Here is a 25977-nt window from a genome sequence, read left to right as displayed (position 1 = left end):
TGGGTTAAAAGATCAGCTTGAACACGTCGTTAAAGATAGCGAAAGCCATCAAGCCAAGCAATATAACCATTCCCACTTTCTGGGCGTTCTCTAAAAAGTTATCGGAGGGTTTGCGCCCGCTGATCATCTCGTACGTCAGGAAAACCACGTGCCCGCCATCCAGCGCCGGTATGGGCAGGAAGTTCATGAAGGCCAGCACCATGGACAGCATGCCCGTGATGGTCCAGAACTTATACCAGTTGAACGTGTCGCCGAAAATCTGTGCAATTCCGATCGGGCCGCTTAACGACTTGGAGGCGGACACCTCACCCCGGAAAATCTTGCCGAAGCCCTTCACGTTGGCGGCAATCACGTTGAAAGCCTGCTCCGTTCCCTCCGGGATAGACTCCGTCAGGGAATAGTCGCGGGTGGCGAACTCCAGCAGCGGCACGGAGTGGAAGCCGATGGTACCGTCCTCGCTTACCTCCGTTTTCAGCTTGATGAGTTTGTCGTCGCGCTTCACGGTCATGGCTACGGACCTGCCTTTGTTTTGCTGCATGGCCTGCTGAAACTCATGGAAGAACTGCACGCCCTGCCCATTTACTTTGGTGATGATGTCGCCCTCCTGCAGGCCTGCCTTATCGGCGGCGCTGTTTGCCACCACATCCCCCACCTTGAACGGCACGCGCGGCTCCACAAAAAAGGCGTCCCCCTCGTTGTCCGCCATCTTGTCCATCAGGTCCACGGGCACCTGTATATCCACCAGCTTGCCGTTGCGCTCCACGGTGTAATAGGCATTGCTGCCCAGCAGGGCCTCCATCGACCGGATTTCGTCGAAGCGCTCCAGCTTCTTCCCGTTCACGGCCACCACTTTGTCGCCGGTCTGGAACCCGATTTCCCTGCCTACCTCGTTGGCCACGATGCCGTACTTCAATTCCTCGGCCGGTATATACTGCTCGCCGTAGTGGTAGGTGAGTGCGATAAAGATGACAATGCCGGTGATGACGTTGACGATGATGCCGCCCATCATCACGATCAGGCGCTGCCAGGCGGGCTTGGACCTGAACTCCCAGGGCTTTGGCTCCTCTTTCAGCGCCTCCGTGTCCATGGACTCATCCACCATGCCGGAAATCTTCACGAAGCCGCCCAGGGGTATGAGGCCCAGCATATACTCCGTCTCCCCTATCTTTTTGCCGAACAGTTTGGGCGGGAAGCCAATGGCGTATTTCTCGACCCGCATCCCAAACCATTTGGCGGCCAGCATGTGCCCCAACTCATGTAGCCCTACCAGTATCGTCAGGCCCAGTATGAGCTGGCCCACCATTACAATTACATCCATCTAAAAAAGAAAATTTGAAAATGCTTTGATTTGCCTGCAGGCTTTGCAGCAACAGGCTCATATACCACTTGATTTAAGCACTGCGGCCAATTAACCCCGCAGCCTGCACTCTTGTCTCCCTGTCCGTCTCCACATAGTCCTCGTAAGAAGGATTCGCAATATACGCAACTTTCGCCATACAGCTTTCAATGATATCCGACATCTGCAGGAAGCCCACTTCATCGTGGAGGAAGGCACTGACGGCCACCTCGTTGGCGGCATTTAGCACACAGGGCATGTTACCACCCCGCTCCATGGCCCCGTAGGCAATCTGCAGGTTCCGGAAGGTCTTCAGGTCCGGCTGCTCAAAGGTCAGCTGCGGATAGTCCAGGAAGCTGAACCTCGGGAACGCCGACTTCAGGCGCTGCGGGTAGCCCAGGGCGTACTGTATCGGCAGTTTCATATCCGGCAGGCCGAGTTGCGCCTTGATGGAGCCGTCCTCGAACTGCACCAGCGAGTGTACGATGGACTGCGGATGCACCACCACCTCAATCTGCTCGTTGCGCAGCCCGAACAGCCACTTGGCCTCAATCACCTCCAGCCCCTTGTTCATCAGCGAAGCCGAGTCGATGGTGATCTTGGCGCCCATGTCCCAGTTCGGGTGCTTCAGGGCCTGCGCCTTCGTTACCTGCGCCAGCTCTGCCGTGGTGCGTCCTCTAAACGGACCGCCCGAGGCCGTCAGTATGATTTTCTCGATCGGGTTGTGAAATTCGCCCGCCAGGCACTGGAATATGGCGCTGTGCTCCGAGTCCACGGGGTATATGTTCACGCCATGCTCCTTTGCCAGCCCCGTAATCAGCTGCCCGGCCACTACCAGCGTCTCCTTGTTGGCCAGGGCAATTTGCTTGCCAGCTTTTATGGCGCGGATGGTGGGCTGCAGCCCGGCGTAGCCCACCATGGCGGTGAGCACCATGTCCACGGTGCCCATTTCCACCACCGAGCACAGCGCGTTGGAGCCGGCATATACCTTTATATCCTCGTGTTGCAATGCGTCGCGCACCTGCCCGTACAGGTCTTCGCGGGAGATGACCACGGCATTGGGTCTGAACTCCAGCGCCTGCCGCACCAGCAGGTCGGCGTTGCTGTGGGCCGTGAGCACCTCCAGCTCAAAGCTGTCGGGGTTGGCTTTTATCACGTCCAGCGCCTGCGTGCCAATGGAGCCCGTGGAGCCTAATAGGGCGATTCTTCTCATTGTGAATTACGAGTTCCGAGTTCCGGGTTCCGGGTTGTTCTGGTCTTCCCTTGGCTCGTTAATATGATGCTTTTCAATATTTTCTCCAGTTCCTGACAATCAGCATATATACTTTCAAATTGCTTTTGTTGCAGGTAGCCAGTATCGTGCAACAGCCGAAGCCAGTATGATGTTTCTCTGGCTTCCTTTCTGGCAATGCTTAGCTTATGTATGAAATCAGATGTTGATTGTCCGCCGGTTGCCTCCTGCACATTCGCTCCCACAGATGTTCCGCTCCTCAATACCTGCCTCGGCAGTATAAATTCCTCTTTATCGGCAGATAAATGCTGATACATCTTCACGATCCGAACGGCAAAATCACAAGACTTGGCTGCAACTATACTCTTCCCCATTCATTTATATATTTATCCCATATCCCAACTCGGAACCAGGAACTCGGAATTCGGAACTCTAAATCAGGAATTCGTAATTGCCAGCAGGCCGGAGGCCAGCTGGCGGTCGTTGCTAAGGCGCGGCACCTTGTTCTGGCCGCCCAGTTTGCCCTGCGACTTCATATAGTCGCGGAAAGCGCCTGTGCGCAGTGGCGTGATGCGAAGCGGCTGCAGAATGTTGCCCTTTATCAGGTCATCGTAGTAGGTGTTCAGCTTCTGCAACTGCTCGTCCAGTTCCTTCGCGAAGGTATCCGGGTTCAGCGGCGGACGGGCGAACTCCACCAGCCACTCGTGGTACGAGGCCCCGTGGCTTTGGCTCACATAAGGGGCCACCGTAAACTCAATCAGCTCTACAAGCGGGAATTTGGCCATGGTCAGCTTCATCGCCTTCTCTACCTCCTCCCCTATCACGTGCTCGCCAAAAGCCGATATAAAATGCTTGATGCGGCCGCTCACCACTAGTTTGTACGGCTTTACGGAGCTAAACTTTACGGTGTCGCCGATGGAGTAGCCCCAGAGGCCGGCGTTGCTGCTGATGACAAGCGCATAATTCATGCCCACCTCCACCTCCCCAATGGTCAGGCGGGTCGGGTTTTCGCTGAAGTACTCTTCCACCGGTATAAACTCGTAGAAGATGCCCGCGTTGAGCAAGAGCAGCAAGCCACTGTCATCCTGCTTGTCCTGATAGGCAAAGAAGCCTTCCGATGCCGGAAAAAGCTCGATAGAGTCTACTTGTTTGCCAATGGACTCGAACAGTTTTTTGCGGTACGGCTCGAAGTTCACGCCGCCATATACAAACAGCTGGAAGTGCGGGAAGATGTCCTTTATCTGCTTGCCTGTCTGCTGCCGCAGCTTGTCGAAGTACATCTGCACCCAGGGCGGGATGCCCGAGATCAGGGTCATGTCCTGATCGATGGTCTCCTCGATGATCTGGTCCAGCTTGGTCTCCCAGTCCTCGATGCAGTTGGTCTGGTAGCTGGGCAGCTGGTTGGTGCGCAGGTAGCCGGGCACGTGGTGATTCGCGATGCCCGACAGGCGGCCGGTTTTGATGCCGCCCACTTCCGTCAGTTCCGGGCTGCCGGAGAGGAAGATCAGCTTCCCGTCCAGGAAAGCGGAACGGCCGGTTTCGTAAATATAGGCCAACAGGGCGTCGCGGGCGCCGTTGATGTGGTTCGGGATGGAGTCGTGGGTGATGGGGATGTACTTGGTGCCGGAGGTGGTGCCCGAAGTTTTGGCCAGGTACAGCGGCCTGCCTGGCCACAGCACATTCTTCTGCCCCTCCTTCACCTGCTTAAAGTAGCCCACCAGCCCCTCATAGTCGCGCACCGGCACGGCTTTCACAAAGTCTGCGTGCGATTTTATTGCCGAAAAACCGTGGTCGCGGCCGAAGCGGGTGTGCTGCGCCTTGCTCAGAATATGCCTGAAGATGGCTTGCTGGGCCGCCACCGGGTTTTCTACCCAACTTTGGTGCTTTTTATGCACAAAGGCAGCCAAGGGCCTGCTCAACAACGCTTTTACACCCATACATCCCGTTTTAGTGTCTGGTAAAGATAATTAGTTAAAGCGGCAATGCCATAACCCGGCGGCAAACAACCAAGTATTTACCCATAGGTTTCTTTTTCGGAAATCATAAAACCTCCAGCCGAAGTTTAAGTTAATACTAACAAATCATCTAACTTAAAGCTAAGAGAATGAAAAAACACAGAGCAGAAGCGAAATGGACCAAGGGCCTGAAGGACGGCGAAGGCGAAGTAAAATCAGGGAACGGCGCGGTGCAGGCCAAATACACCTATGCCTCGCGTTTTGGCGACAGCACCAGCGGCACCTCGCCCGAAGAACTGATCGGGGCGGCGCATGCCGGTTGCTTCTCTATGTTCCTGAGCGCCCTGGCGGGCAACGAGAACCTGTCGCCGGACTATGTGGAGACCAAGGCAAACGTGTACCTGGGCGAGAAAGACGGCGGGCCGCTGATCGAGAAAATTGAGCTCACCACCGAGGCAAAAATCCCCGGAATCGACAACGACAAGTTCCAGGACCTGGTGCAGAAGGCCAAGGCAGGCTGCCCAGTGTCGAAGGCGCTGGCTGCGGTGCCCGAGATTACGGTGCAGGCCACACTTAAGGAATAATATAGTATATTGCAGGTTGGCGATATGAGCCAGTTATGTTTCACCTAACTTCCTTTATATGGCAGCATCTGGCAACAATGCCCGGTCTTCCCTGATTGTGCAGCTCAGCCCCTCGCGCAGCGCCAAGCTCTCGTTCACAGTGCGGCTCCTGCTCGCGCTCATCTGGCTAGCCTGGGCCGGCGTGCTGCTCTTCTCGCAGGGCACCGTAAGCCAGCCGAATTATTTTCACTACGTATTCTTTGGGCTGGCCGTGGTTTTCCTGGGGTATGTGGTGCTGCAGAATACTTCTGTTTTCGGGGTGCAGTCCTATATAGAGGTAACGCGGCAGTACATTGTGCAAAAGTTCGGCGTGTTCCGCACCAAGCACATCATCCCGATTCCGGATATAAAGGAGGTACACATCTCGCCGCTCGCGCTGCGCGTCACCCTGCTCGACGAGTCGAAGGTATACCTGGACCTGAAGCAGGTGCGCAAGAAAAGGGACCTGGAGAAAATCAGGAACGAGATCCGCGACCTTGCCGCTGAGTATAACTTTTTGGTAACGGAGGGAGCCGGGCACAGCGCCTGACCTGCAACGTATATATAAAAAGGGAGCGCCGCTATATATAGCGGCGCTCCCTTTTTATATATACGTTGCAGGTCAGGCTTTATATATGGCTTCGTGCGATTCTCTGTAATGATTGATCAGCCTGCCTTGGACTTGAACTTCTTCTGAAGTTCCTGTATACTCACCTTGAATTTCTTGTCCGTATCGATCAGGTCGGAGACGGTTTGCACCGAGTGGATGACGGTGCTGTGGTCGCGGCCGCCGAAGTGGTAGCCGATGGATTTGAGGGAGTGGCTGGTGAACTCTTTGGCAAAGTACATCGCCACCTGCCGCGCCGTCACGATCTCTTTCTTGCGGGTTTTGGCCTTCAGCGAGTCCAGGCTCACCTGGAAGTACTCGGCCACCGTTTTCTGGATGAAGTCGAGGTTCACCTCCGTCTCCACGTCCTCGATGATGTGCTTGAGCGCCTGCTTGGCAAGCTCCAGGTCAATTTCCTTGCGGTTAAGCGACGACTGCGCGATCAGCGAGATCAGCACGCCCTCCAGCTCCCGCACATTGGTGTCCACGCTGTAGGCCAGGTACTCCACCACGTTGTCCGGAATGTCGATGCCGTCGCTCTGCATCTTCTTTTGGATGATGGCCATGCGCGTCTCAAAGTCCGGGCTCTGCAGATCGGCCGTCAGGCCCCATTTAAAGCGCGACAGCAGGCGCTCCTCCAGCCCTTTCAAATCGCGCGGTGGGCAGTCGGAGGTCATCACGATTTGCTTGCCGGACTGGTGCAGGTGGTTGAAGATGTGGAAGAACATCTCCTGTGTCTTGTCCTTGCCGCTCAGGAACTGCACGTCGTCGATGATCAGGATGTCCACCAGCAGGTAAAAGTTGGCGAAGTCCTGCACGTTGTTCGTCCGCACCGACTCAATGAACTGGTTCACGAACTTCTCCGACGACACGTACAGCACAAACTTGTTGGGGTCGCTGTTTTTGATGTGGTTGCCGATGGCCTGCACCAGGTGCGTCTTGCCAAGCCCCACGCCGCCATATACCATCAGGGGGTTGAAGGAGGTAGTGCCCGGCTTGTTGGCCACGGCAAAACCCGCCGAGCGCGCCAGGCGGTTACAGTCTCCCTCAATGTAGTTCTCGAAGTTGTAGGCGCCGTTCAGCTGCGAGTTCAGGAAATTGCGGTCAATAGTCTTCGACTCGAACGGGCTCTTGATGAAGTTCTGCTCCGGCCTGTACGAGTTCACGACGGCCTGCGGTATCTTCTTGGTGGGGATGTTGACGGTCTGCGGCTTGTTGGCCTCGTTGCCCCGGTCTATGATAATGGAATATTCCAACCTGCCCTCGCTGCCCAGCTCCTGGTAGATAACTTTCTTCAGGAGCTGCACATAGTGTTCCTCCAGCCACTCGTAGAAAAACTGGCTGGGCACTTGTATGGTAAGTACGCTTTCGCGCAGTGATATCGGCTTAATCGGCTCAAACCAAGTCTTAAAACTCTGCTCGCCGATGTTTTCCTTTATCACCTGCAGGCAGTTACTCCATACAGTTGAACAGTCTTTGATCATCCAATTTTCCAAAACACACTAGATTCGTTTGGTGAAACAAACCTCTCCTTTAGGGGCAGGGGGGTTACAAATTTGATTAAATATCCGTAAACAAAAAATTATTTTTTTACGATGCCGTTACAGGTGCGCTTACCGGCAGAAGCGCCGCTGTCACGCCCGATTTTTGCTTCGACTTCCGGTTAAAGGCGAAGTCGATGCGGCCCAGAAATAGGCCCGACCAGCCCACCTGGTTCACCAGCGTCTCGTGGCCGCTCTCATGCCGCACAAGCTCAGGCTGTTCCAGGAAAGTGTGCGTGTGCCCGCCCAGTATCAGGTCGATGCCCGCTACCTGCCCGGCGAGCTTAAGGTCGTCAATTTTTTCTTCTTTATAACTATACCCCAGGTGCGAAAGGCAAATCACCAGGTTACATTTTTGTGCCGCGCGCAGCTCCTGCACCATCTCCCGCGCCACGGCCACCGGGTCGTTGTAGAGGGTCTCGCCGTAGTTGTTTTTGCCCACCAGGCCCTCCAGCTCTATCCCCAGCCCGAAAACACCTACCCGCACGCCCTGCTTCTCAAACACTTTATAGGGCTGAAAGCGGCCTTTTAAAATTGTACCGGAAAAATCGTAATTAGCCGAAATAAAAGGAAAGGCCGCGTGGGGCAGCTGCTTCTCCAATCCTTCCAGGCCGTTGTCGAAATCATGGTTGCCGAGCGTGGCGGCGTCGTATTGCATGTCGCTCATCAGCTTGTACTCCAGCTCGCCGCCGAAGAAGTTGAAGTAGGGCGTGCCCTGCCATATATCCCCCGCGTCCAGCAGCAGCACGTTCGGCTCCTGCTTCCGGATCTGCTCCACCAGCGTGGCGCGCCGGGCCATGCCGCCCATGCCGCCGTACTTGCGGCCATCGTCCGGAAACGGGTCGATGCGCGAGTGCTGGTCGTTGGTGTGCAGGATGGTGAGGTTGATGCTTTGAGCGGCCTCCGCTGAAAAAGGCAGGCCCAGTAGCGTGATGCCAGCCGCCCCTGCCACCGTGTGTTTGAGGAAATCTCTTCTGTTTATCATGCGCTATATATAGCTTAAGGGAGGAGGGTCACTCTGCTGGCCGTGTCGGCGGCAAGCGGTTTCCCCTGTGCGGTCAGCTGCCGGATGTGCCGGATAATGGCGTCGCGCATCATCAGGCCCACTTTTTCCGTCTTCAGCGCGTTTTTGAACATGCTCAGGTTGTCGCCGCCGCCAGCCAGGTAGTCGGAGGTGACGAGGGTGTAGGTGCGGGCCGGGTCAAAGGGCTCTCCGCCGATGCTGATATCCACGGCCTTGCCGTTTTTGACCGTGTAGGTGGCGTTGGCGATGGGGGCGAACTTTGCCTTGGCGGCCTTGTCGAAAAACGCCTGCACCGTCTGCCCGTCCAGCGTCAGCACCACCAGCTCGTTCTCAAAAGGCATCAGCTCGAAGATTGTGCCCACTTTCACGGCGCCCAGCGGAATAGGCACCCGCAGGCCGCCGTTGGTGGTGGTGGCCATATCTATCTGCCCGCCGAACAGTTTCCGCGATTCCTCCAGCAGCAGGTCCACCACAAAGTTGCCGAGCGGCGACTGGTACTCGCCCTTGCCCAGGGCCACCGGGGCATTGCCAATGATCTCCTCCATTTTGGAAGTCACCTGCTCGCGGTAAGGCGCTATCATCGCCTCCGCCTCGGGGTCGGCGGGGACGGTGCCAGCAACCGGGATGCCTGTCTCGGCAAGGCTGGGCGAGGCTACCCATGGGCGCTGGCAGGAGGCAAGGCTCAGCACCAGCAGCAGGGCGCTGGCGCTTCTGGAAAAATAGCGGGTCATGTGTCTGTTCAGAATTTCCACCCAAAGTTACCAGCCTCTACAACACTTACCAACTGACGTTACGCAAAACAATTATCGCTCCCCTCTGAGGGGGGACTTTCCTGCACTATACCTTCTCAGGAATACACCCTCTGTGTAACGTCAGTTACCAAGTCTTATAGGTTCTTCAGGCAACACGCAGCAGCTATATAGCATATAAGCCCTGCCTGTGTTAGTTCTGGATCAGGCTTTTATAACCAGGAAATTCCTGTTTAGCATAACAATGGCTTGGGCAGAAGCATCCCCTCGCTTCAAACTGTCCCTCTCCTATATACCTTTCTGCACCAGCCTTATATATCCCGGCTCCGAAGATGCAAAAGCCTGTACAAGCCCATACGTCGGCAACAGGTTGGTACAGGCGCTCTGGCAGGCCTGCTTCGCGAGCTGCCACCTTCCCTGCTTTCTTTCCCGTAAAAGAGGGTATGCTTCGGAAATGGAAAGAAACGGTAAGGAAACTAAAGGAGGATGTATATACGCTGTACCTGGCGTCCAAAGACCCGCGGGTGCCTTTCGCGGCCAAGGTCGTGCTGGTCATCACAGTGGCCTACGCCTTCAGCCCCATCGACCTGATTCCGGACTTTATTCCCATCCTGGGCTACCTCGACGACCTGCTGATTCTCCCGCTGGGTATATGGCTGTCCATCAGACTGATACCGGAGCCCGTGCTGGCGCACTACCGGCGGCAGGCAAAGGAGCAGTTGCACCAGCGCAAGACAAACTACATCATGGCTGCGGTCATTGTGGTGCTATGGCTGCTGATTGGCTACTGGATGTACCAGGCCTATATCAGCCAGATTGACTGAGAGGTTTTAACAGCGGGAATTGTGCCCCATCGGCGCGTTTAACCGTACGGTAAAAAGCATATCTTTACAACGCATATATAAAAGCATGACGACAGAAGAGCAGCACCCGCAGAAGCTTTTCAGCGAGTTCACCGAAGCCGGGGCGGCGGACTGGGAGCAGAAAGCCCGGGAGGACCTGCGCGGCACACCCCTCGAGAGCCTCACCTGGCACACCTACGAAGGGCTCGACATCAAACCTTATTACACTGCCGAAGACATTGCCAGCCTGCCGCTTGCCCGGCAAAAGCCGGGCGACTTCCCTTTCCTGCGCGGCGTTAAATCCGGGATAAACGACTGGCTGAACATACAACAGGTGCAGGTGGAGGACGACAGCCGCGCCTCCATAGCCAAAGCCGCCGACGCGCTGCAACGTGGGGCCGATGGCATCCATTTCAAAATCCGCAAGCCAGCAGCTTTTGATGTGGATTACCTCCTCAGCACGATTGATGTCAGCAGGCACAGCATCAGCTATATGCTGCAGGAGCAGCCGAAAGATTTCCTGGAGCGCCTGTATGCCTCGCTGGAGGCCCGGCAGGTGTCGCACCGCAACCTGAAAGGCTTTGTGCTATATGACCCCATGACAGCCAAAGGGGCCCTGACAAAAGAGGAGCGTGCCTGCACCGCCCGCGTGCTCGACCTGACCAAGGACAGCATCGATTTTTACGGCGTCACGGTGAATGGCACCAACTTCAGCAGCATCGGGGCCTCTGTGACGCAGGAAATCGCCTATACCCTCAGCGCCGCCGTGGCCTACACAGACCGGCTCACCGATGCCGGGGAGCAGTTGGAGTCGGTGCTGCGCAACATGCAGTTTTACATGGGCTCCGGCACCAACTACTTTTTCGAGATTGCGAAGCTGCGCGCCCTCCGGCTGCTGTGGGCCGCTGTTGCGGAGGCATACGGGGAGCCTGCCCTGGCCGCCAAACTGCGCATCCACAGCACCACCTCCAGTTGGTACCAGACCACCCTCGGCCCCTATATGAACATGCTGCGCGCCACCACCGAGGCCATGGCCGCCATCATCGCCGGTTGCGACTCGCTGACGGTGCTGCCGTTCGACAACACCTTCCGGAAACCGACGGAATTCTCGGCCCGGATTGCCCGCAACGTCTCCGTCATCCTGAAAGAGGAAGCTTACCTGGATAAAGCCATCGACCCCGCCGCCGGCTCCTATTACCTGGAGTCGCTGACGCACCAACTGGCGGGCAGCGCCTGGGGGTTGTTTCAGGAGGTAGAGGCGCTGGGCGGTTTTGAGGCGGCCTACGCCAGCGGCCATATACTCGGCACCATCACGGAGGTGAGCCGCCGGAAGTTCCGGGACATTGCCACGGGCCGCGACGTGCTGGTGGGCACCAACAGATATCCGGACCCGCAGGAGAAAATAGACTTCGACCCGGAGGAACTTATCCAGAGCGCCGACTTCGACACCACCCGGGCCGCCTACCCCACCGAGGTAATGCGGATGGCCACAGAACTGCACCTGCGCAAACGCAGGCGCCGCCCGAAAGCGGTGGTAGCCATCGTGGGGGAGGCCATTAAGCGGCACGTGAATGCCACCTTTGCCCAGGAGTTCTTCAGTTGCGCCGGTTTCGAAACGGAGGTGGCACATTTTGCGTCTGTCGAGGAGGCCTCCGATGAATTAGACAGGGCGGGTGCCGAAGTCATTGTTGTTTCAGCGTCGGAGGCGGCTTTTGTGAATGAATTTGGGCCGCGGCTGCGCAACCACCACGCCAAACCCACCGTCATACTGGCCGCAGACCCGGAGCAAATGAAGGAGGAAATGCTGGCCAACGGGTACGAGGAATTCATCTTTGAGGGCTGCGACATGTCTTCCATCATGGAGTTGGTTCACAAAAAGCTGCACGGAACAGAAAGCGATGGCGGCAACTGACTCACACCGACAGAACGCTGTACATACTGTGCAGCAGGCGCTGGATGAGCAGGTGCAGGCGTGGAACAGCGGCGACCTCGAAAAAGCCATGACCTACTACTGGAACTCGCCGGAGATGCTCTGGATTAACGCGACTGGCGTGGAAAAAGGCTGCCAGGAGGTGCTGGACATGTTCCGGAAAAATTTTGCAGACACCGGCCAAATGGGCCTGTACACCTATACGCCGCTCTATACAGAGCAACTGTCGGAGGAGGCCGTGTATTATGTTTTCAGATGGCAGATAGCGCGGGAGGGCAAGCGCCTGATGGGCGGCGTCTCCTCACAGCTATGGAAAAAGATAAACGGCCGGTGGGTTGTCACGGCAGAGCACGCGAGTTAGTCAATAACTGAATTTTGAATAACTGAATGATTGGATTTCAAAAACACCTTATTCAGTTATTCAAAATCCAATCATTCAAAATTGAACCATGAAGCCAGACTTCTCTAAGATAGACATCACCCAAGTAGCCGCGCCCGACAAGCGGCCGAAAGCCCCGGCGGATGCCCGCGTGTGGAAGACGCCGGAGCAGATAAGAGTGAAAAGCTTTTACACCTCGGAGGATGCCGAAGGTTTTGAGCATACAGGTTTTGCCGCAGGCCTGCCGCCTTACCTGCGCGGCCCCTACAGCACCATGTATGTGCAAAAGCCTTGGACCATCCGCCAGTACGCCGGATTCTCCACCGCCGAGGAAAGCAACGCTTTTTACCGCCGCAACCTCGCAGGAGGCCAAAAAGGCCTGTCCGTTGCTTTTGACCTGGCCACGCACCGCGGCTACGACTCCGACCACCCGCGGGTGGTGGGCGATGTGGGCAAGGCTGGTGTCGCCATCGACTCGGTGGAGGATATGAAGATTCTCTTCGATAAGATTCCGCTGGACAAGATGTCAGTGTCGATGACGATGAACGGGGCGGTGCTGCCGATTATGGCCTTTTATATCGTGGCTGCCGAGGAGCAGGGCGTGAAGCCGGAGCAGTTGGGTGGCACCATCCAGAACGACATTCTGAAGGAGTTTATGGTGCGCAACACTTATATATATCCGCCGGAGCCCAGCATGAAAATCATCGCCGACATTTTCGCGTTCACCTCCCGCCATGTGCCGCGCTTCAACTCCATCTCCATCTCGGGCTACCACATGCAGGAGGCCGGTGCCACCGCCGACCTGGAGCTGGCCTATACCCTGGCCGATGGGCTGGAGTATGTGCGAACGGGCCTGAAGGCGGGCATGGACATCGATGATTTCGCGCCGCGCCTCTCCTTTTTCTGGGCCATCGGCATGAACCATTTCATGGAGATTGCCAAGCTGCGCGCAGCCCGCATGCTGTGGGCGAAGATTATCCAGCAGTTCAACCCGAAGAACCCGAAATCGCTGGCCTTGCGCACGCACTGCCAGACCTCCGGCTGGAGCCTCACCGAGCAGGACCCGTTCAACAACGTGACGCGCACCTGCGTGGAGGCCCTGGCCGCAGCACTCGGCGGCACGCAAAGCCTGCACACCAACGCGCTGGACGAAGCCATTGCCCTGCCCACCGATTTCTCCGCCCGGATTGCCCGCAACACGCAGATCTACCTGCAGCAGGAAACCCATATCACCAACATCGTGGACCCTTGGGGCGGCTCTTATTATGTGGAAGCCCTGACGCACGAATTGGCGCACAAAGCCTGGGAACTGATGCAGGAGGTGGAGGAACTGGGTGGCATGGCCAAGGCCATTGAAACGGGCCTGCCGAAAATGCGCATCGAGGAGGCCGCTGCCCGCAAACAGGCGCGCATCGATGCCGGAAAGGATGTGATTGTGGGCGTGAACAAATACAGGCCGGAGCAGGAGCAGGAAATCGAGATACTGGACATTGACAACACAGCAGTGCGCGAATCGCAGCTGCGCCGCCTCGCAGACGTGCGGGCTGCGCGGGACGAGGGCAGCGTGGGCAACGCGCTGCAGGCCCTGACCGATGCTGCGCAATCGGGCGTGGGCAACCTGCTGGAACTGGCCGTGGAGGCCGCCCGCCGCCGCGCCACCCTGGGGGAAATATCAGACGCATTGGAAAAGATATATGGAAGGCATAAAGCAGTGATTCGATCTATATCCGGTATATACTCCGCCGAGCTCTCCGACGACGAGAACTTCGCGCGCGCCAAGGCCCTGGCCGATCAGTTTGAGGAACTGGAGGGCCGCCGCCCCCGCATGATGGTGGCGAAGATGGGGCAGGACGGCCACGACCGCGGCTCTAAAGTCATCGCCACCTCCTTCGCCGACCTCGGCTTCGACGTGGACATCGGCCCGCTGTTCCAGACACCGGCCGAGGTAGCGATGCAGGCCGCCGAGAACGACGTACACGTGGTGGGCGTTTCCTCGCTGGCAGCCGGACATAAGACGCTGGTGCCGCAACTCATCGAAGAACTCCGCAAACTCAACCGCGCCGACATCATGGTGATTGTGGGCGGCGTGATCCCGGCGCAGGATTACGATTTCTTATATAATGCAGGCGCCGCAGGCATCTTCGGGCCAGGCACCATCATCTCGGTGGCCGCGCAGCATATATTGGAGAAGTTGATTGAGGGTGTGAAAAGTTAGCCGGTAATGGGTTTGTATATGGCCACAGCTCATTATATGCAGCCGTGGCCATATATAACCCATTGCCTAGCGCCGGTATCCAACCGGTGACGCTCCGTGTGTACGAGTCTCCGGGCTCGCTTTTAGATTGCCCAGCAGCCAGTTTTTACGGCTTTGTGCTGATGGCTTCCACTGTATGCCTTGACATATATTTCTTCAGGTTGCGCAAAACATCCGTCAGTTTCGGTGAAGAGCAGATTAAGTGTATTGGATTCGTCCTGATGCACCAGGCGTAAAGTGTCCGTTCTTTCTTTTTCTGACAGTAATATAGGCTGTCACAGACCAACGCACTGTAATTACGCCGGGCAAACACGTCGGCCCATTCCAACACTGTGAGGGCAAGGAAGTAGATGCCATCAGGATTGCATGCTTTATATTTGGCGTGCATATAACTTTACGCGCAGTGGCGGGTTAACTGTGTTCTGACTGGCACTACCAATTAATCACACATGAAACTGAAACACCTCCTTATTGCCCTGTCAGCCATTCTCATCGTCTGGTTTATATATGATTCCTTCTCGCAGCCCGGGCCGCAGGATTTGGAGGGCGACTTCAAAGAGGTGGCCATGTACCGGAACGAGAACAACACCGGCCCCATCGTGCGCATACATGCCGTGACGGTGGCCGACACGCTGTGGGAGGAAATGCAGGCTTACGGCGACTATATGCCGCACACCAAATACGGCAACACCAGGGTATATTTCTTTCTGCAGGGAAATCCGGCACCCACCGAAGTGTATCCGGGAGAGGAAAATTTCGAACAGCAATACCGGCCATATGCCGTAGCCATATATGAAAAGGACGCCATGAGCCAGGTGTCGTTCCGGAAAAAGCCCTTCCTGCAGTAGTATCAGTATCGGGGTTATATATTGCGTGGGAAAACTGGCCGGTGCCCCTGCTGAGAAAATTCGCATCAAATTCTAACGGCGCGGGCGCGGATATCGTACAACATTACCATCTGTAAACCATCACGTTTGAAAGCTATGAAAAGACAATATATAACACTTGCCGCAGCGCTATGTATGGGGGCAACGCTCTCCCTAAGCTCCTGCGCGGAAGGCAACAATGGCGACATGCCACCCGAATCCACCAGCGGCGACACCCAGATCACCGGCCCTGAAGACGACATGACCGACACCCTGGACGCCAGCGGGTCGACTGGCGCCACCACGGCCGGAACAACCACAACCGGTTCGACAACGGGCACTACCGATGGCACCACCACGGGCACGACAGGAGGAACTACTGGTGGCACGACGGGAGGCACAACCGGCAGGTAACCCCATCATATAGGAAATCTTAATGAATGGAGAGACGCAACGTGTTGCGTCTCTTTTTTATGGCGTATTTTGCTCGCTGCCCGCTATAAACGCAGGCCGCAGGCACACTTGGCACTACGTTTGCAAATCCTTCGTTCAGGAATAAAGCACCCTCACCATGATCAACTTCAGACACCTGGCAGCGGCCGTTGTTCTTTTTGTCAGCGGCTTTACGGCCTCTGCGCAAGGCGAGAAAGCGCACTGGTACTTCGGCAAAGGCGCAGGCATTATTTTTTCCGGCGACTCTGCCACCGCCACCAACAGCCGGCTGTTTACCGAGGAAGGCAGCGCCACTTTGTCGGATAAAGACGGCAACCTGCTTTTATATACCAACGGCATCACCGTCTGGAACCGCAACCACCGCGTCATGCCCAACGGCAACGGCCTGATGGGCGGCAAATCCTCTACCCAGTCGGCGCTGATTTTGCCGAAGCCGGGCACCGACAGCACCTACTATATCTTCACCACCGACATACAGGCCCAGTCGGACGGCCTGCGCTATACCGTGGTGGATATGACGAAGGCAGAGGGCAACGGCGATATCGTGTCGCGCAACAACTTCCTGATTGCCCCGTCCACCGAGAAACTCACCGCCGTGCGCCACAGTAACAACCGCGACTGGTGGGTGATCGCGCACCGCTGGAACAGCAACGGCTATATCGCCTATCTGGTGTCAGCGGATGGGGTGAGCGTGCAGCCGGTGCTGAGCAACGTGGGCACGGTGCATGGCGGCCCTAACCGCAAAGCCATCGGCTACCTGGTGCCCTCCCCGGACGGCACCAGACTGGCCGCCGCCCTCTGGGATGCCGATAGCAACTTTGAGGTCCTTTCATTCGACCGCAGCACCGGAAAGGTGTCAGACCCCATCCTGCTGAAGGGATATGAAGAAGCCTATGGGGTGGTGTTCTCGCCGGATGGCACCAAGCTGTATGGCACGGCCAATGGCGTGGGCGGCGGCAAGGCGCAGGTCATCCAGTTCGATCTGGCTGCGGGCAGCGCCGATGCCATCGCCAAATCGGCGGTGGTGGTGGGCACCTCCGCCAGCCCCCGCATCGGGGCGCTGCAACTGGGCCCGGACGGGAAGGTATATGTGGCCCGGCAGGGCAACAGCTACCTTGGCGTCATCAGCAACCCCAACGCCAAAGGCAAGGCCAGCACCTACACCGACGACGGCTTCCACCTGGGAAAACAGAAAAGCGATCTGGGCCTGCCCAACTTTGCACAGGGGCTTTAGATTTGATTCCTGCCATATATACTGCACAAGAAAGCCAGCTTGTATATAGGCTGGCTTTCTTGTTGTTAATCCTAAAGGTCTCATCCTAAAATCATTTCATTACTGATTTCCTGAACAGGAAACACCGCCGCGATTTACGCCCTTCGCACCGGCTGGCTATGGCGCTTTGCGCAATAAGTTTAAATTTGTGGGAGAAGTCCCTATCCCTGAACCTAACCCCGCACGCCCTTGGCCAAGCGATTCAGTGCTGATACCTATATAGCAGGCATTCTGGCCGGAGACCGGGTGCTGCTGAGCCGTGCCATCACGCTGGTGGAAAGCAGGCTCCCCTCCGACCAGGAACTGGCGCAGGAGGTCATCCGGGCGGTGCTGCCACACGCGGGCAACTCTGTGCGGGTGGGCATCACGGGCGTGCCCGGCGTAGGAAAGAGCACATTTATCGAAGCCTTTGGCCTCTACTTGATCCGGGAGCAGCAGAAAAAGCTGGCGGTGCTGGCCATCGACCCGACCAGCCAGCGCTCCGGCGGCAGCATCCTGGGCGACAAAACCCGCATGGACGCGCTGGCCACCAATCCGCAGGCTTTTATCCGTCCCTCCCCGGCGGGCAAATCGCTTGGCGGCGTGACCCGGAGCACCCGCGAGTCCATTGTCCTTTGCGAGGCGGCGGGCTTTGATATGATTGTCGTGGAAACGGTGGGGGTGGGGCAGTCGGAGACGGCGGTGCATGGCATGGTGGATTTCTTTTTGCTGCTGATGCTGGCTGGCGCCGGCGACGAGCTGCAGGGCATCAAGCGGGGCATCATGGAAATGGCCGACGCCATCGCCATCACCAAGGCCGACGGAGCCAATGTGGACAAAGCCAACGCCGCCCGCGCCGAGTACCAGAGCGCCCTCCACCTGTACCCGAAAGCAGTTTCCGGCTGGCTGCCACAGGTCAGCACCTGTTCCGCCCTCTCCAAAACCGGCCTCGACACCATCTGGCAAGCTATATATGATTACCTTCAACTTACGCAAAGCAACGGCTTTTTCGGACAGAAGCGTCGCGACCAGAACCTGCAGTGGTTGCAGGAGGCCATCCGGCAGGGCCTGGAGGAGCGATTTTATGCCAACCAGCAGGTAAAGGAGCAGCTGCCCGGCATCACGGCGCAGGTGAAGGAAGGGCAGAAATCGGCTTTCGCGGCGGCGTCGGAATTGCTGAAGCTGGTGTAGTTTTATATCCCGCCGCTCCTTTCGAAGCAGTGGGACTGGATTATATATCCTGGGGCTTTGTTCCCGTACTCATCTCAACCCTGAACCTATATATAGCTAAGACCAGGGGTTGTTTTGATTATGACATCCTACCTCTTAACTTTAGGAGCAGTGGTTATATAGCGCGCTGGCTTAAGAATCCCTCAGAGCCATCAAACCGGTTTAACCTTATAATAAACCCAAGCCTTAAAAATCTTTGAAACATGAAAAACATGTACCCCATTCTGCTTTTCGTTTTATGCCTGTTCACCTCCTGTGCGGGCAGCCAGCAAGCCAACATAGAAACACCGGAGGCCAAACTCGACTGGAAGCTCGGCGCCCAGGCCTATACCTTCAACCGTTTCACTTTTTTCGAGGCCATCGATAAAATCAGGGAATGTAACCTGAAGTACGTGGAGGCTTTCCCGGGCCAGACCATCGGTGGGGGCATTGAGGGCAAAATGGACTACCACATGCCTGCGGAAAAAAGGGAGCAGATTCTGAAAATGCTGAAAGAGAAAGGCGTGAAGGCCGTTTCTTACGGCGTGGTCGGGGCCGACAACGAAGCCGACTGGCGGCAGATATTTGAGTTTGCCAAAGCCATGGGCATGGAGAACATCACCTCCGAGCCCAATGAGAAATTCCTCCCCCTGCTCTCGCAACTCTGCGACGAGTATGAAATTAACCTGGCCATCCACAACCACCCGCAGCCTTCGCACTACTGGAACCCGGATGTGGTGCTGAGTGCGCTGCAGGGGCAAAGCAAGCGGATAGGCGCCTGCGCTGATATCGGCCACTGGGTGCGCTCCGGCTTAGACCCGGTGGAGTCCCTGAAAAAACTGGAGGGCCACATCGTGCAGCTGCACATGAAGGACCTGAATGAAAAAAGCAGAAATGCCCATGACGTGCATTGGGGCCAGGGAGTAAATCAGGTGGACGCGGTACTGCAGGAGCTTAAAAGACAGGGCTTCGAAGGCTTGTTCTCGGTTGAGTATGAGCACAACTGGGACAACAACGTGCCCGATGTGCAGGCGAGCGTGGCCTACTTCAGGGAAACCGTGAAAGAACTGCAGTAAGGCAGACTTTCGAATCGACTAAAAGCAATGGGAGTAAAAACGGTGTCAGTCAGCTACTGTTTTTACTCCCGTTTGCTTTTGTACGCCCCAGCCACCCCTGCCCCTCCTTTTCTAAGGAGGGGAGTCTGCAAATGCTACTTTTAAAACTAAAGATTATAGTTGAAGACATAGCCGCGAGTACTAACATTTCATATATACCTACCAGACGTTTGCCATGAGGGAGGAAGAAGCAGTAGTAAGAAAACTCCCCTCCTTGGATAAGGAGGGGCAGGGGTGGTTGGATACGACAAACGCAAAAACTGCCAGCCCTTTTCAGCGCTGGCAGTTTTTATATATGCTGAAGCAAACAGAAGCTTACCTTGCTTCCTCTAAACTGACTTTCGCCCATTTGCAGATGCCGCCGAGCGGGGGGTTGAATTTATATACCTGCACCTTCACCGACACCACAAACGGGAATTTCTCATATACCTTGTCGATGATGCGGTGGCCCAGGTGCTCGAGCAGGCGGGCGGGCGCTTTCATTTCGGTCAGCACCAGCTTGTACAGCACCTCGTAGTTCACGGTCTGGTGCAGGTCGTCGCTTTCGGCGGCGCGGCGCAGGTCGGTGTCTATATATAAATCGACGCCGTACTTGTTGCCGATCTTCTGCTCCTCGTCATAAAAGCCGTGGAAAGCGAAGAACTCCATCCCCTCCAGCGCAATCTGTCCCATATATGGCTAGCCTATCTCGTCGAAGAAAGAGCCGGCGGTTTCGCGCACGGGCACGCGGCCGCTCTGGCTGTTGCGCGACGGCTCGGTGAGCGGCGGCTGAATCTCCGGCTGGTCCGGGGTGACGGGCTGTATGTCCGGTATGGGCTGCTCAATGCCCGGTGCCGGCACGCGGCCCGGGTAGTCCGGCGACGGCTGCTCAATCTCCGGCGACGGAATGTTCGGCACGGTTGGCTCTACCGGGCTGGGCACCTCAGGTTGTGGCTGCGTCACGCCCGGCGCGGGGTCGCCGAGCGGGTGGTAATTGTTGCCGATGGCTGCCACAGGCGCGTTGGCTGCAGTGGTCTCTGCCAATTGAATCGGCTTGGTTTCGTTTGTCGTTTTCATATCTTTCAGGCTTTTCAGCAGCTCCGCGCTCTCTACTTTCACGTCGGCGGCTCTTGAAAGAATACTCTGTGTGGTGGTTTTAGGTTTTGCCTTTGTCTTCTCGGCCCGCTCCAGCGCCTCGTTGGCCAGGTTCTTCAGGTCGCGCACCATCGTGTCGAGGTGGCCCTCCATGCGCTGGTAATCCTGCTCCAGGGCCTTCACCTCCTGCTGCATCTCAGCCACCAGCCTCTCTGATTGCTTCGTGGCCTCCTCCAGCACCTGGCGCGCCTGGTGGCGGGCCTGGTTCAGCAGCTCGTTTGCTTTCAGCTCGGCTTCCCGGCCCCGCAGTTCTGCGGCTTTGTTGGCCTGCTCCACAATGCTGCTGCCGGTGTCCTCGGCGGTTTTCAGGGTTTTGTACAGCGAAGATTCCACCTCCCGCAGTTTCTGGGTTTCGCGGTGCGAGGCGTCCAGTTTCATGCGCAGGTCCTTGTTTTCGTCCAGCAGCTTTTCCCACTGTTGCGAGAGGGTCATCAAAAAGGCGTATACCTCGTCCTTGTCCAACCCCCTGAAAGCCTTTTCAAATGTTTTCTGCCTGATTTCTAATGGTGTAATCTTCATAACTCAACCTGTTTTATATCCCAAACCGAAATGGTGCGGTCGTCACTACACGAAACTAACTGATTCTGATGAGCCGACCAAAATAATTTATTCACCGATGTGCCGTGGCTGGCGTTGCGCACCTTGTCTATCACTTTCAGCAGTTTAAAGGTCTGCGCATCCCACACTTTTATCGATTTGTCCATGCTGCAGGTGGCGAAAAACCGGCCGTCGGGGCTGTAGGTGATGTGGTTGATGGTGTACATGTGGGCGATGGTGTAACCGCGCTCTTTGTAGTTTTGCTCTACCTCCCACACCCGCAGGTGCGCGTCGCGGCTGCCCGTGAGCAACAGTTTGCCGTCCGGCGAGTAAGCCACCGTGAAAACCGAGTTGGCGTGCGCATCCATCTCGTGCTTCAGCTCCAGGCTGGCCGCATCATATATCCGGATGACGTTGTCGCTGTAGCCCACGGCCAGTTCCTGCGTTTGCGGGTTGTAGGCCAGGCTGCGGGCGCTCTGGCTCGATTTCCGGATAAGGGTCTGCAGCTCAAACGTGTCGCCGCTGACCACGCAGACAGCGCCGCCGGCCATGCCCACGAAAATTTTCTCCAGTTCCGGTATATATAGAATATCAAAAATGGCCGCCTTCGGCAGCGGTACCGACTTCCGTATTTTCTTATCTTTCAGGTCGATGACCTGCAGGCCCTCCTGGTTCTGGCCGATGAGCAGCAGGTTGCGGCCGGGTATATAGCGGAGCGCATACACCGAGCCGCTCACTTTGGCCACCAGTTCGCCGGTGTCCGGGTCATTCAGATTCCAGGCCACCACCATGCCGTCGCCGGCGGCCGAGAAGAAAACGTGCTCCTCCCCCGATGGCGCAAGGGTGTACACGCAGTCGCGGTGGCCGGTGAGGGTGGTTATTTTCTGTACTTGTATATTGCTGGCCATGATGCCTTTTGTCTGCTTCCGCTTTAATTTTAGCTAAATTTACAACAATTCGCCCGAACCGTTTGCCGGGTATATATAAAACATCCTTACCCACGCCTTATTGCCTATGCCCCTGTTGATCACCCAAAAAATTGACAATCACACCTGGCTGGGAATCTGGCAACTGCAGGAGCCGGAGGCCGCCTTATATGCCGCCCTGCCCCCACAGGCCGACGTGAGCGCCCTAGCGGGCAAGGTACACCCCAAACGGCGGCTGGAGTGGCTGGCCAGCCGGGTGCTGGTGTACGGGCTGCTGCAGAAATTCACAGCGGAGCCACTGGTGCTGGCCCGCACCGAAGAGGGCATGCCTTACTTCCCCGGCAACCCCCTGTATGTTTCCATCACGCACTCGCCGCAGTTGGTCGCCGTTATACTTTCAGATAAATATAAGGTTGGCATAGATATTGAATTAGTGACCCCGAAAGCGCTGCGTGTACAGGACAAATTCCTGACGGCGGAGGAAAAACAGCACACCGCCTCCGACGAAACAAGCACCTGCCTGTACTGGAGCGCCAAGGAAACCTTATATAAACTGTATAGCCGAAAACGGCTGATTCTAAAAGAAAACCTGCTGCTGTGCCCGGCCAATGAACCAAATGTGCTGCTGGGGCGTGTGCAAACCGAAAATTTTTCTAAATTGTACCAGATTCAGCACGCCACCATCCTAAACCACGTGCTCACCTACTGCATCGACGCACCTGAACCAAGCCTTTAAACTTTACTTATATGAAATACTTTGCCTCGCTTGCCGCAGCCTTGTTCCTGTCCATTGGCGCTTTTGCGCAGTCCGGGAGCTATCAACTGGGGGATAAAGTGGCGGATTTCTCGCTGAAGGGCGCCAACAACAAGACCGCCTCACTGAGCGACTTTGCCAATGCCAAAACGGTGGTGCTGGTGTTTACGAACAACCAGTGCCCTTACTCAAAATTGTACGAAAACCGCCTTACTACACTTGCCGGCACCTACAGCGGCCAGGGTGTGCAGTTTGTTTTCGTGAACCCCGGTGTGGGCGACGGCGGCGAAACGCTGGAGGCCATGGCCGCCAAGAACTACAGCTTCCCCTACTTGGCCGACGAAGGCCAGCGCCTGAGCAAGCAGTTCGGAGCCACGAAAACGCCAGAGGCCTTTGTGCTGCAGAACACCGGCGATGGCTTCGTGCTCAAATACAAGGGCGCCATCGACGACAACCCGCAGGTGGCGAGCGGCGTGAAAAACAACTACCTCAAAAATGTGATTGACGCCGTGCTGGCCAACAAAGCCGTGACCACCGTGGATAAACGCGCCACCGGCTGCCTGATTAAGAAATACTAAGGCGAATCATATATAAAAGCAGAAGGCAGTTCGTAACGAACTGCCTTCTGCTTTTATATATGATCGTTAAATCTTCTATACCGGGCTGTCCTCGTCGGTGATGGCGGTGAGCAGTTTGGTCACTTCGGTCGCCTTCTCCAGGTCATCCATCTTCTCGAACGAGAAGGCGAGATTTCGAAGGGCCCGCTTCACCACGTCGATGTTGGAGCAGGGCTCATAAAAGATGTCCATCGGGTTGAGGTTGAGCTGCAGGATATAATTGTCGATGTCGGCCTTAGACAGGATGAGGCCCTTGTTGTAGACGTTGACATAAAACTGCAGGCCGTCCATCTTATAGGTCAGGATGAACAGGTTAGGCAGGTTCACGCCATATACCGGCATGCCGAGGCGCTGCGCCAGCGTCATGTAAATCACGCACAGGGTCAGGGGGTTGCCGCGCTTGCTCTCCAGCACCAGGTGCAGCATGGAGTTGGCGGGCGAGTGGAAGTTCTTGGTGTTGGCCGAGAAGCGCTTCTCCCGGAACAGCACGTTGTTCAGCGATTTTACCTGGTCGTAAGGGTGCATCTCGTCCTTCATGTGCGTCCAGGCGTCGAAGTAAAGCTGGTCCATTGTCCGGGAGATGTCGCTGAACTCCACGTCCGGGTACATATAGGAATTCACCAGCCACATGCCCTCTATCAGGTTGTCGGCGCCTTTCTCCTTCCAGGCTTTCAGGCGGGCAAGCAGCCCCTCGAACTGCAGGCTGTGGATCAGGTCCTCGATTTTCTTCTGCAGGTCCGAGTCCAGCGTCTCCTCCCACTCCTCCTCCAGAAACGGGATAATCCCTTCTCCGAGCGCCACAATGCGCTGTTCTACATGGTGCGCCACCTCGTAGTCGCTGTCTTCCAGCAGCGAGATGAGCGCCTTTATTTCATTCTTCGTCACAGTATCTTTAATTAGAAATTCAAAATTATAAATTAGAATGGTGGGAACCCACGGCAGTTTAATATCTTCTTAAATAAACCCCCATTTGTAATTTCTAATTCATAATTCTGAATTTTTATCACGTCTGTATCACACCCACGCTGTACGGCTTCTCGATGGGGGCGTGGTTGGCCGCCTCGATGCCTATGGATATAACCTTGCGCGTCTCCAGCGGATCGATGATACCGTCCACCCATAGGCGGGCGGCCGCGTAGTACGGCGACAGCTCTTCGTTATATTTGCTGGTGATGCGTTCCAGCAGTTCTTTTTCGGCTTCGGGTGTTATCTCCTCGCCCCTGGCTTTCAGTGACGACACCTGTATCTGCAGCAGCGTGTTGGCGGCCGCGGCCCCGCTCATCACGGCCAGTTGGGCCGTGGGCCAGGCATATATAAGCCGCGGGTCGTAAGCTTTGCCGCACATGGCGTAGTTGCCCGCCCCGTAGCTGTTGCCTATAAGTATCGTAAACTTGGGCACCACCGAGTTGGCCATGGCGCTCACCATCTTGGCACCGTCTTTTATGATGCCGCCGTGCTCGGCCTTGCTGCCCACCATAAACCCGGACACATCCTGCAGAAACACCAGCGGAATCTTCTTCTGGTTGCAGTTCATGATAAAGCGGGCGGCCTTGTCGGCGGAGTCGGAATATATAACGCCGCCCATCTGCATTTCGCCTTTTTTGCTCTTCACAATTTTGCGCTGGTTGGCCACAATGCCCACCGACCAGCCGTCGATGCGGGCGAGGCCGCAGATCAGCGTCTGGCCATATAAGTCTTTGTATGGCTCAAACAAGGAGTTGTCCGCCAATCTGGAGATGATGTCCATCATATCGTAGGGCTTCACGCGGTCAGCGGGCAGCAGGCCATATATATCCTGCTCAGTCAGTTTCGGGGCAGCAGGCGCGGCACGGTTGAAGCCGGCCTTCGGGTTGTCGCCCATCTTATCGAAGAGGTTGCGGATATGGTCCAGCGCCTCCTGGTCATTTTTGCACTTGTAGTCGGTCACGCCGGATATCTCGGAGTGCGTGGCGGCGCCGCCCAGCGTCTCGTTGTCGATGGTTTCGCCGATAGCCGACTTCACGAGGTAGGAGCCCGCCAGGAATACGGAGCCCGTTCCTTCCACAATCAGCGCCTCGTCGCTCATGATGGGCAGGTACGCGCCGCCTGCCACACAACTGCCCATGATGGCGGCAATCTGCACAATGCCCATCGCACTCATCACGGCGTTGTTTCGGAACATGCGCCCGAAGTGCTCTTTATCCGGGAAAATCTCGTCCTGCATGGGCAGAAACACCCCGGCACTGTCCACCAGGTACACGATGGGCAGTTTGTTCTCCATGGCGATTTCCTGCGCCCGCAGGTTCTTCTTGGCCGTGATAGGGAACCAGGCCCCCGCCTTTACCGTGGCGTCGTTGGCCACCACCACGCACTGGCGGCCCTGTATATAGCCGATGCCGGTAATCACGCCGCCGCCCGGGCAGCCGCCCACTTCTTCGTACATGCCTTCGCCAGCAAGGGCTCCCACCTCGAGAAACTCCGCCCCCTCGTCGAGCAGGTAGCTGATGCGCTCACGCGCCGTCATTTTCCCCTTTTCGTGCTCTTTCCGGATGCGCTTCTCCCCTCCCCCCGCATATACGTTCTTCAGTTTTGCCTTCAGTTGGTAGACCAGTTGCTTCAGGGCATCTTCGTTTTTGTTGAATTCGATATCCATACAAGCTTTTTTGGATAGGTGGGTCGGATGGT

The 25977-nt window shown here is 56.4% G+C and carries 25 protein-coding genes; 13 read left to right on the top strand and 12 right to left on the bottom strand.

The window, feature by feature from the left end; translation table 11 throughout:
* Positions 1-4: 4 nt before the first annotated feature.
* The 4 genes from rseP to GSQ62_RS15865 form a co-directional block, all read right to left on the bottom strand.
* On the bottom strand, positions 5-1318 hold the full coding sequence (rseP, locus tag GSQ62_RS15880) for an RIP metalloprotease RseP (RefSeq protein ID WP_161890414.1): 1314 nt from the start codon (positions 1316-1318) through the stop codon (positions 5-7).
* Positions 1319-1391: 73 nt separating this feature from the next.
* A complete protein-coding gene (locus GSQ62_RS15875) occupies positions 1392-2549 on the bottom strand; it encodes a 1-deoxy-D-xylulose-5-phosphate reductoisomerase (RefSeq protein WP_161890413.1) in 1158 nt (385 codons plus the stop codon).
* Positions 2546-2941: a four helix bundle protein gene (locus tag GSQ62_RS15870; protein WP_161890412.1), complete on the bottom strand. Its 396-nt coding sequence runs from the start codon at positions 2939-2941 to the stop codon at positions 2546-2548. Before GSQ62_RS15870 ends, GSQ62_RS15875 begins: the two co-directional genes overlap by 4 nt.
* A 63-nt stretch (positions 2942-3004) precedes the next feature.
* Positions 3005-4504, bottom strand: coding sequence for a GH3 auxin-responsive promoter family protein (locus tag GSQ62_RS15865; RefSeq protein ID WP_161890411.1), 1500 nt, complete (start codon positions 4502-4504; stop codon positions 3005-3007).
* Positions 4505-4671: 167 nt separating this feature from the next.
* Between GSQ62_RS15865 and GSQ62_RS15860 the strand changes: the two genes are divergently transcribed.
* Positions 4672-5106, top strand: a complete 435-nt coding sequence (locus tag GSQ62_RS15860; RefSeq protein WP_161890410.1) for an OsmC family peroxiredoxin — start codon at positions 4672-4674, stop codon at positions 5104-5106.
* A 58-nt stretch (positions 5107-5164) separates the two neighbouring features.
* A complete protein-coding gene (locus GSQ62_RS15855; RefSeq protein WP_237586676.1) occupies positions 5165-5674 on the top strand; it encodes a hypothetical protein in 510 nt (169 codons plus the stop codon).
* 116 nt (positions 5675-5790) lie between these two features.
* Here GSQ62_RS15855 and dnaA read toward each other — a convergent pair whose 3' ends face one another.
* From dnaA to GSQ62_RS15840, 3 genes are all read right to left on the bottom strand, one after another.
* A complete protein-coding gene (dnaA, locus tag GSQ62_RS15850; protein WP_161891481.1) occupies positions 5791-7215 on the bottom strand; it encodes a chromosomal replication initiator protein DnaA in 1425 nt (474 codons plus the stop codon).
* Between the two features lie 106 nt (positions 7216-7321).
* Positions 7322-8254, bottom strand: coding sequence for a metallophosphoesterase (locus tag GSQ62_RS15845; RefSeq protein WP_161891480.1), 933 nt, complete (start codon positions 8252-8254; stop codon positions 7322-7324).
* A gap of 17 nt (positions 8255-8271) precedes the next feature.
* Positions 8272-9027 (bottom strand): 5'-nucleotidase C-terminal domain-containing protein, encoded by a 756-nt coding sequence (locus GSQ62_RS15840; RefSeq protein WP_161890409.1) that lies wholly within the window; start codon positions 9025-9027, stop codon positions 8272-8274.
* A gap of 461 nt (positions 9028-9488) precedes the next feature.
* On the opposite strand from GSQ62_RS15840, the gene GSQ62_RS15835 reads away from it, so the two are divergent.
* The 9 genes from GSQ62_RS15835 to GSQ62_RS15795 all read left to right on the top strand — a co-directional run bounded on the left by GSQ62_RS15835 (position 9489) and on the right by GSQ62_RS15795 (position 19306).
* Positions 9489-9869, top strand: coding sequence for a YkvA family protein (locus GSQ62_RS15835; protein ID WP_161890408.1), 381 nt, complete (start codon positions 9489-9491; stop codon positions 9867-9869).
* 85 nt (positions 9870-9954) lie between these two features.
* Positions 9955-11799: a methylmalonyl-CoA mutase family protein gene (locus GSQ62_RS15830; protein WP_161890407.1), complete on the top strand. Its 1845-nt coding sequence runs from the start codon at positions 9955-9957 to the stop codon at positions 11797-11799.
* Entirely contained in the window at positions 11786-12178 is a 393-nt protein-coding gene (locus GSQ62_RS15825; RefSeq protein WP_161890406.1) for a YybH family protein, read from the top strand. The genes GSQ62_RS15830 and GSQ62_RS15825 overlap by 14 nt, the downstream gene beginning before the upstream one ends.
* A gap of 88 nt (positions 12179-12266) precedes the next feature.
* The gene (gene scpA, locus GSQ62_RS15820; RefSeq protein ID WP_161890405.1) at positions 12267-14411 is read left to right on the top strand and encodes a methylmalonyl-CoA mutase; all 2145 of its coding nucleotides are present in this window, start codon (positions 12267-12269) and stop codon (positions 14409-14411) included.
* Positions 14412-14899: 488 nt separating this feature from the next.
* Complete coding sequence (locus tag GSQ62_RS15815) at positions 14900-15298, top strand: hypothetical protein (protein WP_161890404.1); 399 nt, start codon at positions 14900-14902, stop codon at positions 15296-15298.
* Between the two features lie 135 nt (positions 15299-15433).
* Positions 15434-15730 carry a hypothetical protein gene (locus tag GSQ62_RS15810; protein ID WP_161890403.1) on the top strand — a complete coding sequence of 99 codons (297 nt, stop codon included), beginning with the start codon at positions 15434-15436 and terminating at the stop codon, positions 15728-15730.
* A 157-nt stretch (positions 15731-15887) separates the two neighbouring features.
* Positions 15888-17003, top strand: coding sequence for an NHL repeat-containing protein (locus GSQ62_RS15805; protein WP_161890402.1), 1116 nt, complete (start codon positions 15888-15890; stop codon positions 17001-17003).
* Between the two features lie 228 nt (positions 17004-17231).
* Entirely contained in the window at positions 17232-18212 is a 981-nt protein-coding gene (gene meaB / locus GSQ62_RS15800; protein ID WP_161890401.1) for a methylmalonyl Co-A mutase-associated GTPase MeaB, read from the top strand.
* A gap of 242 nt (positions 18213-18454) precedes the next feature.
* Positions 18455-19306 carry a sugar phosphate isomerase/epimerase family protein gene (locus GSQ62_RS15795; protein WP_237586673.1) on the top strand — a complete coding sequence of 284 codons (852 nt, stop codon included), beginning with the start codon at positions 18455-18457 and terminating at the stop codon, positions 19304-19306.
* 354 nt (positions 19307-19660) lie between these two features.
* On the opposite strand, the gene folB is transcribed toward GSQ62_RS15795, so the two are convergent.
* From folB to GSQ62_RS15780, 3 genes are read right to left on the bottom strand one after another with little or no spacing between them, the layout of a single operon-like run.
* Positions 19661-20017: a dihydroneopterin aldolase gene (gene folB / locus GSQ62_RS15790; RefSeq protein WP_161890400.1), complete on the bottom strand. Its 357-nt coding sequence runs from the start codon at positions 20015-20017 to the stop codon at positions 19661-19663.
* Positions 20018-20023: 6 nt separating this feature from the next.
* The gene (locus tag GSQ62_RS15785; protein ID WP_161890399.1) at positions 20024-20998 is read right to left on the bottom strand and encodes a DivIVA domain-containing protein; all 975 of its coding nucleotides are present in this window, start codon (positions 20996-20998) and stop codon (positions 20024-20026) included.
* On the bottom strand, positions 20995-21924 hold the full coding sequence (locus GSQ62_RS15780; protein WP_161890398.1) for a WD40 repeat domain-containing protein: 930 nt from the start codon (positions 21922-21924) through the stop codon (positions 20995-20997). Before GSQ62_RS15780 ends, GSQ62_RS15785 begins: the two co-directional genes overlap by 4 nt.
* 106 nt (positions 21925-22030) lie before the next feature.
* Here GSQ62_RS15780 and GSQ62_RS15775 point away from each other — a divergent pair, with 106 nt between their 5' ends.
* The gene (locus tag GSQ62_RS15775) at positions 22031-22678 is read left to right on the top strand and encodes a 4'-phosphopantetheinyl transferase superfamily protein (protein WP_161890397.1); all 648 of its coding nucleotides are present in this window, start codon (positions 22031-22033) and stop codon (positions 22676-22678) included.
* A gap of 11 nt (positions 22679-22689) precedes the next feature.
* Positions 22690-23274 carry a thioredoxin family protein gene (locus GSQ62_RS15770; RefSeq protein WP_161890396.1) on the top strand — a complete coding sequence of 195 codons (585 nt, stop codon included), beginning with the start codon at positions 22690-22692 and terminating at the stop codon, positions 23272-23274.
* Between the two features lie 75 nt (positions 23275-23349).
* Here GSQ62_RS15770 and GSQ62_RS15765 read toward each other — a convergent pair whose 3' ends face one another.
* Both GSQ62_RS15765 and GSQ62_RS15760 read right to left on the bottom strand, forming a co-directional pair.
* Positions 23350-24198, bottom strand: a complete 849-nt coding sequence (locus tag GSQ62_RS15765) for a transglutaminase-like domain-containing protein (RefSeq protein WP_161890395.1) — start codon at positions 24196-24198, stop codon at positions 23350-23352.
* Positions 24199-24316: 118 nt separating this feature from the next.
* Positions 24317-25945 carry an acyl-CoA carboxylase subunit beta gene (locus GSQ62_RS15760; RefSeq protein WP_161890394.1) on the bottom strand — a complete coding sequence of 543 codons (1629 nt, stop codon included), beginning with the start codon at positions 25943-25945 and terminating at the stop codon, positions 24317-24319.
* Positions 25946-25977 lie beyond the last annotated feature (32 nt).

Source organism: Pontibacter russatus (genome assembly GCF_009931655.1).
GTDB classification, from domain to species: domain Bacteria; phylum Bacteroidota; class Bacteroidia; order Cytophagales; family Hymenobacteraceae; genus Pontibacter; species Pontibacter russatus.
Note: the sequence above shows the minus strand (reverse complement) of the source record. Positions and strands in the feature narration are given on the sequence as shown.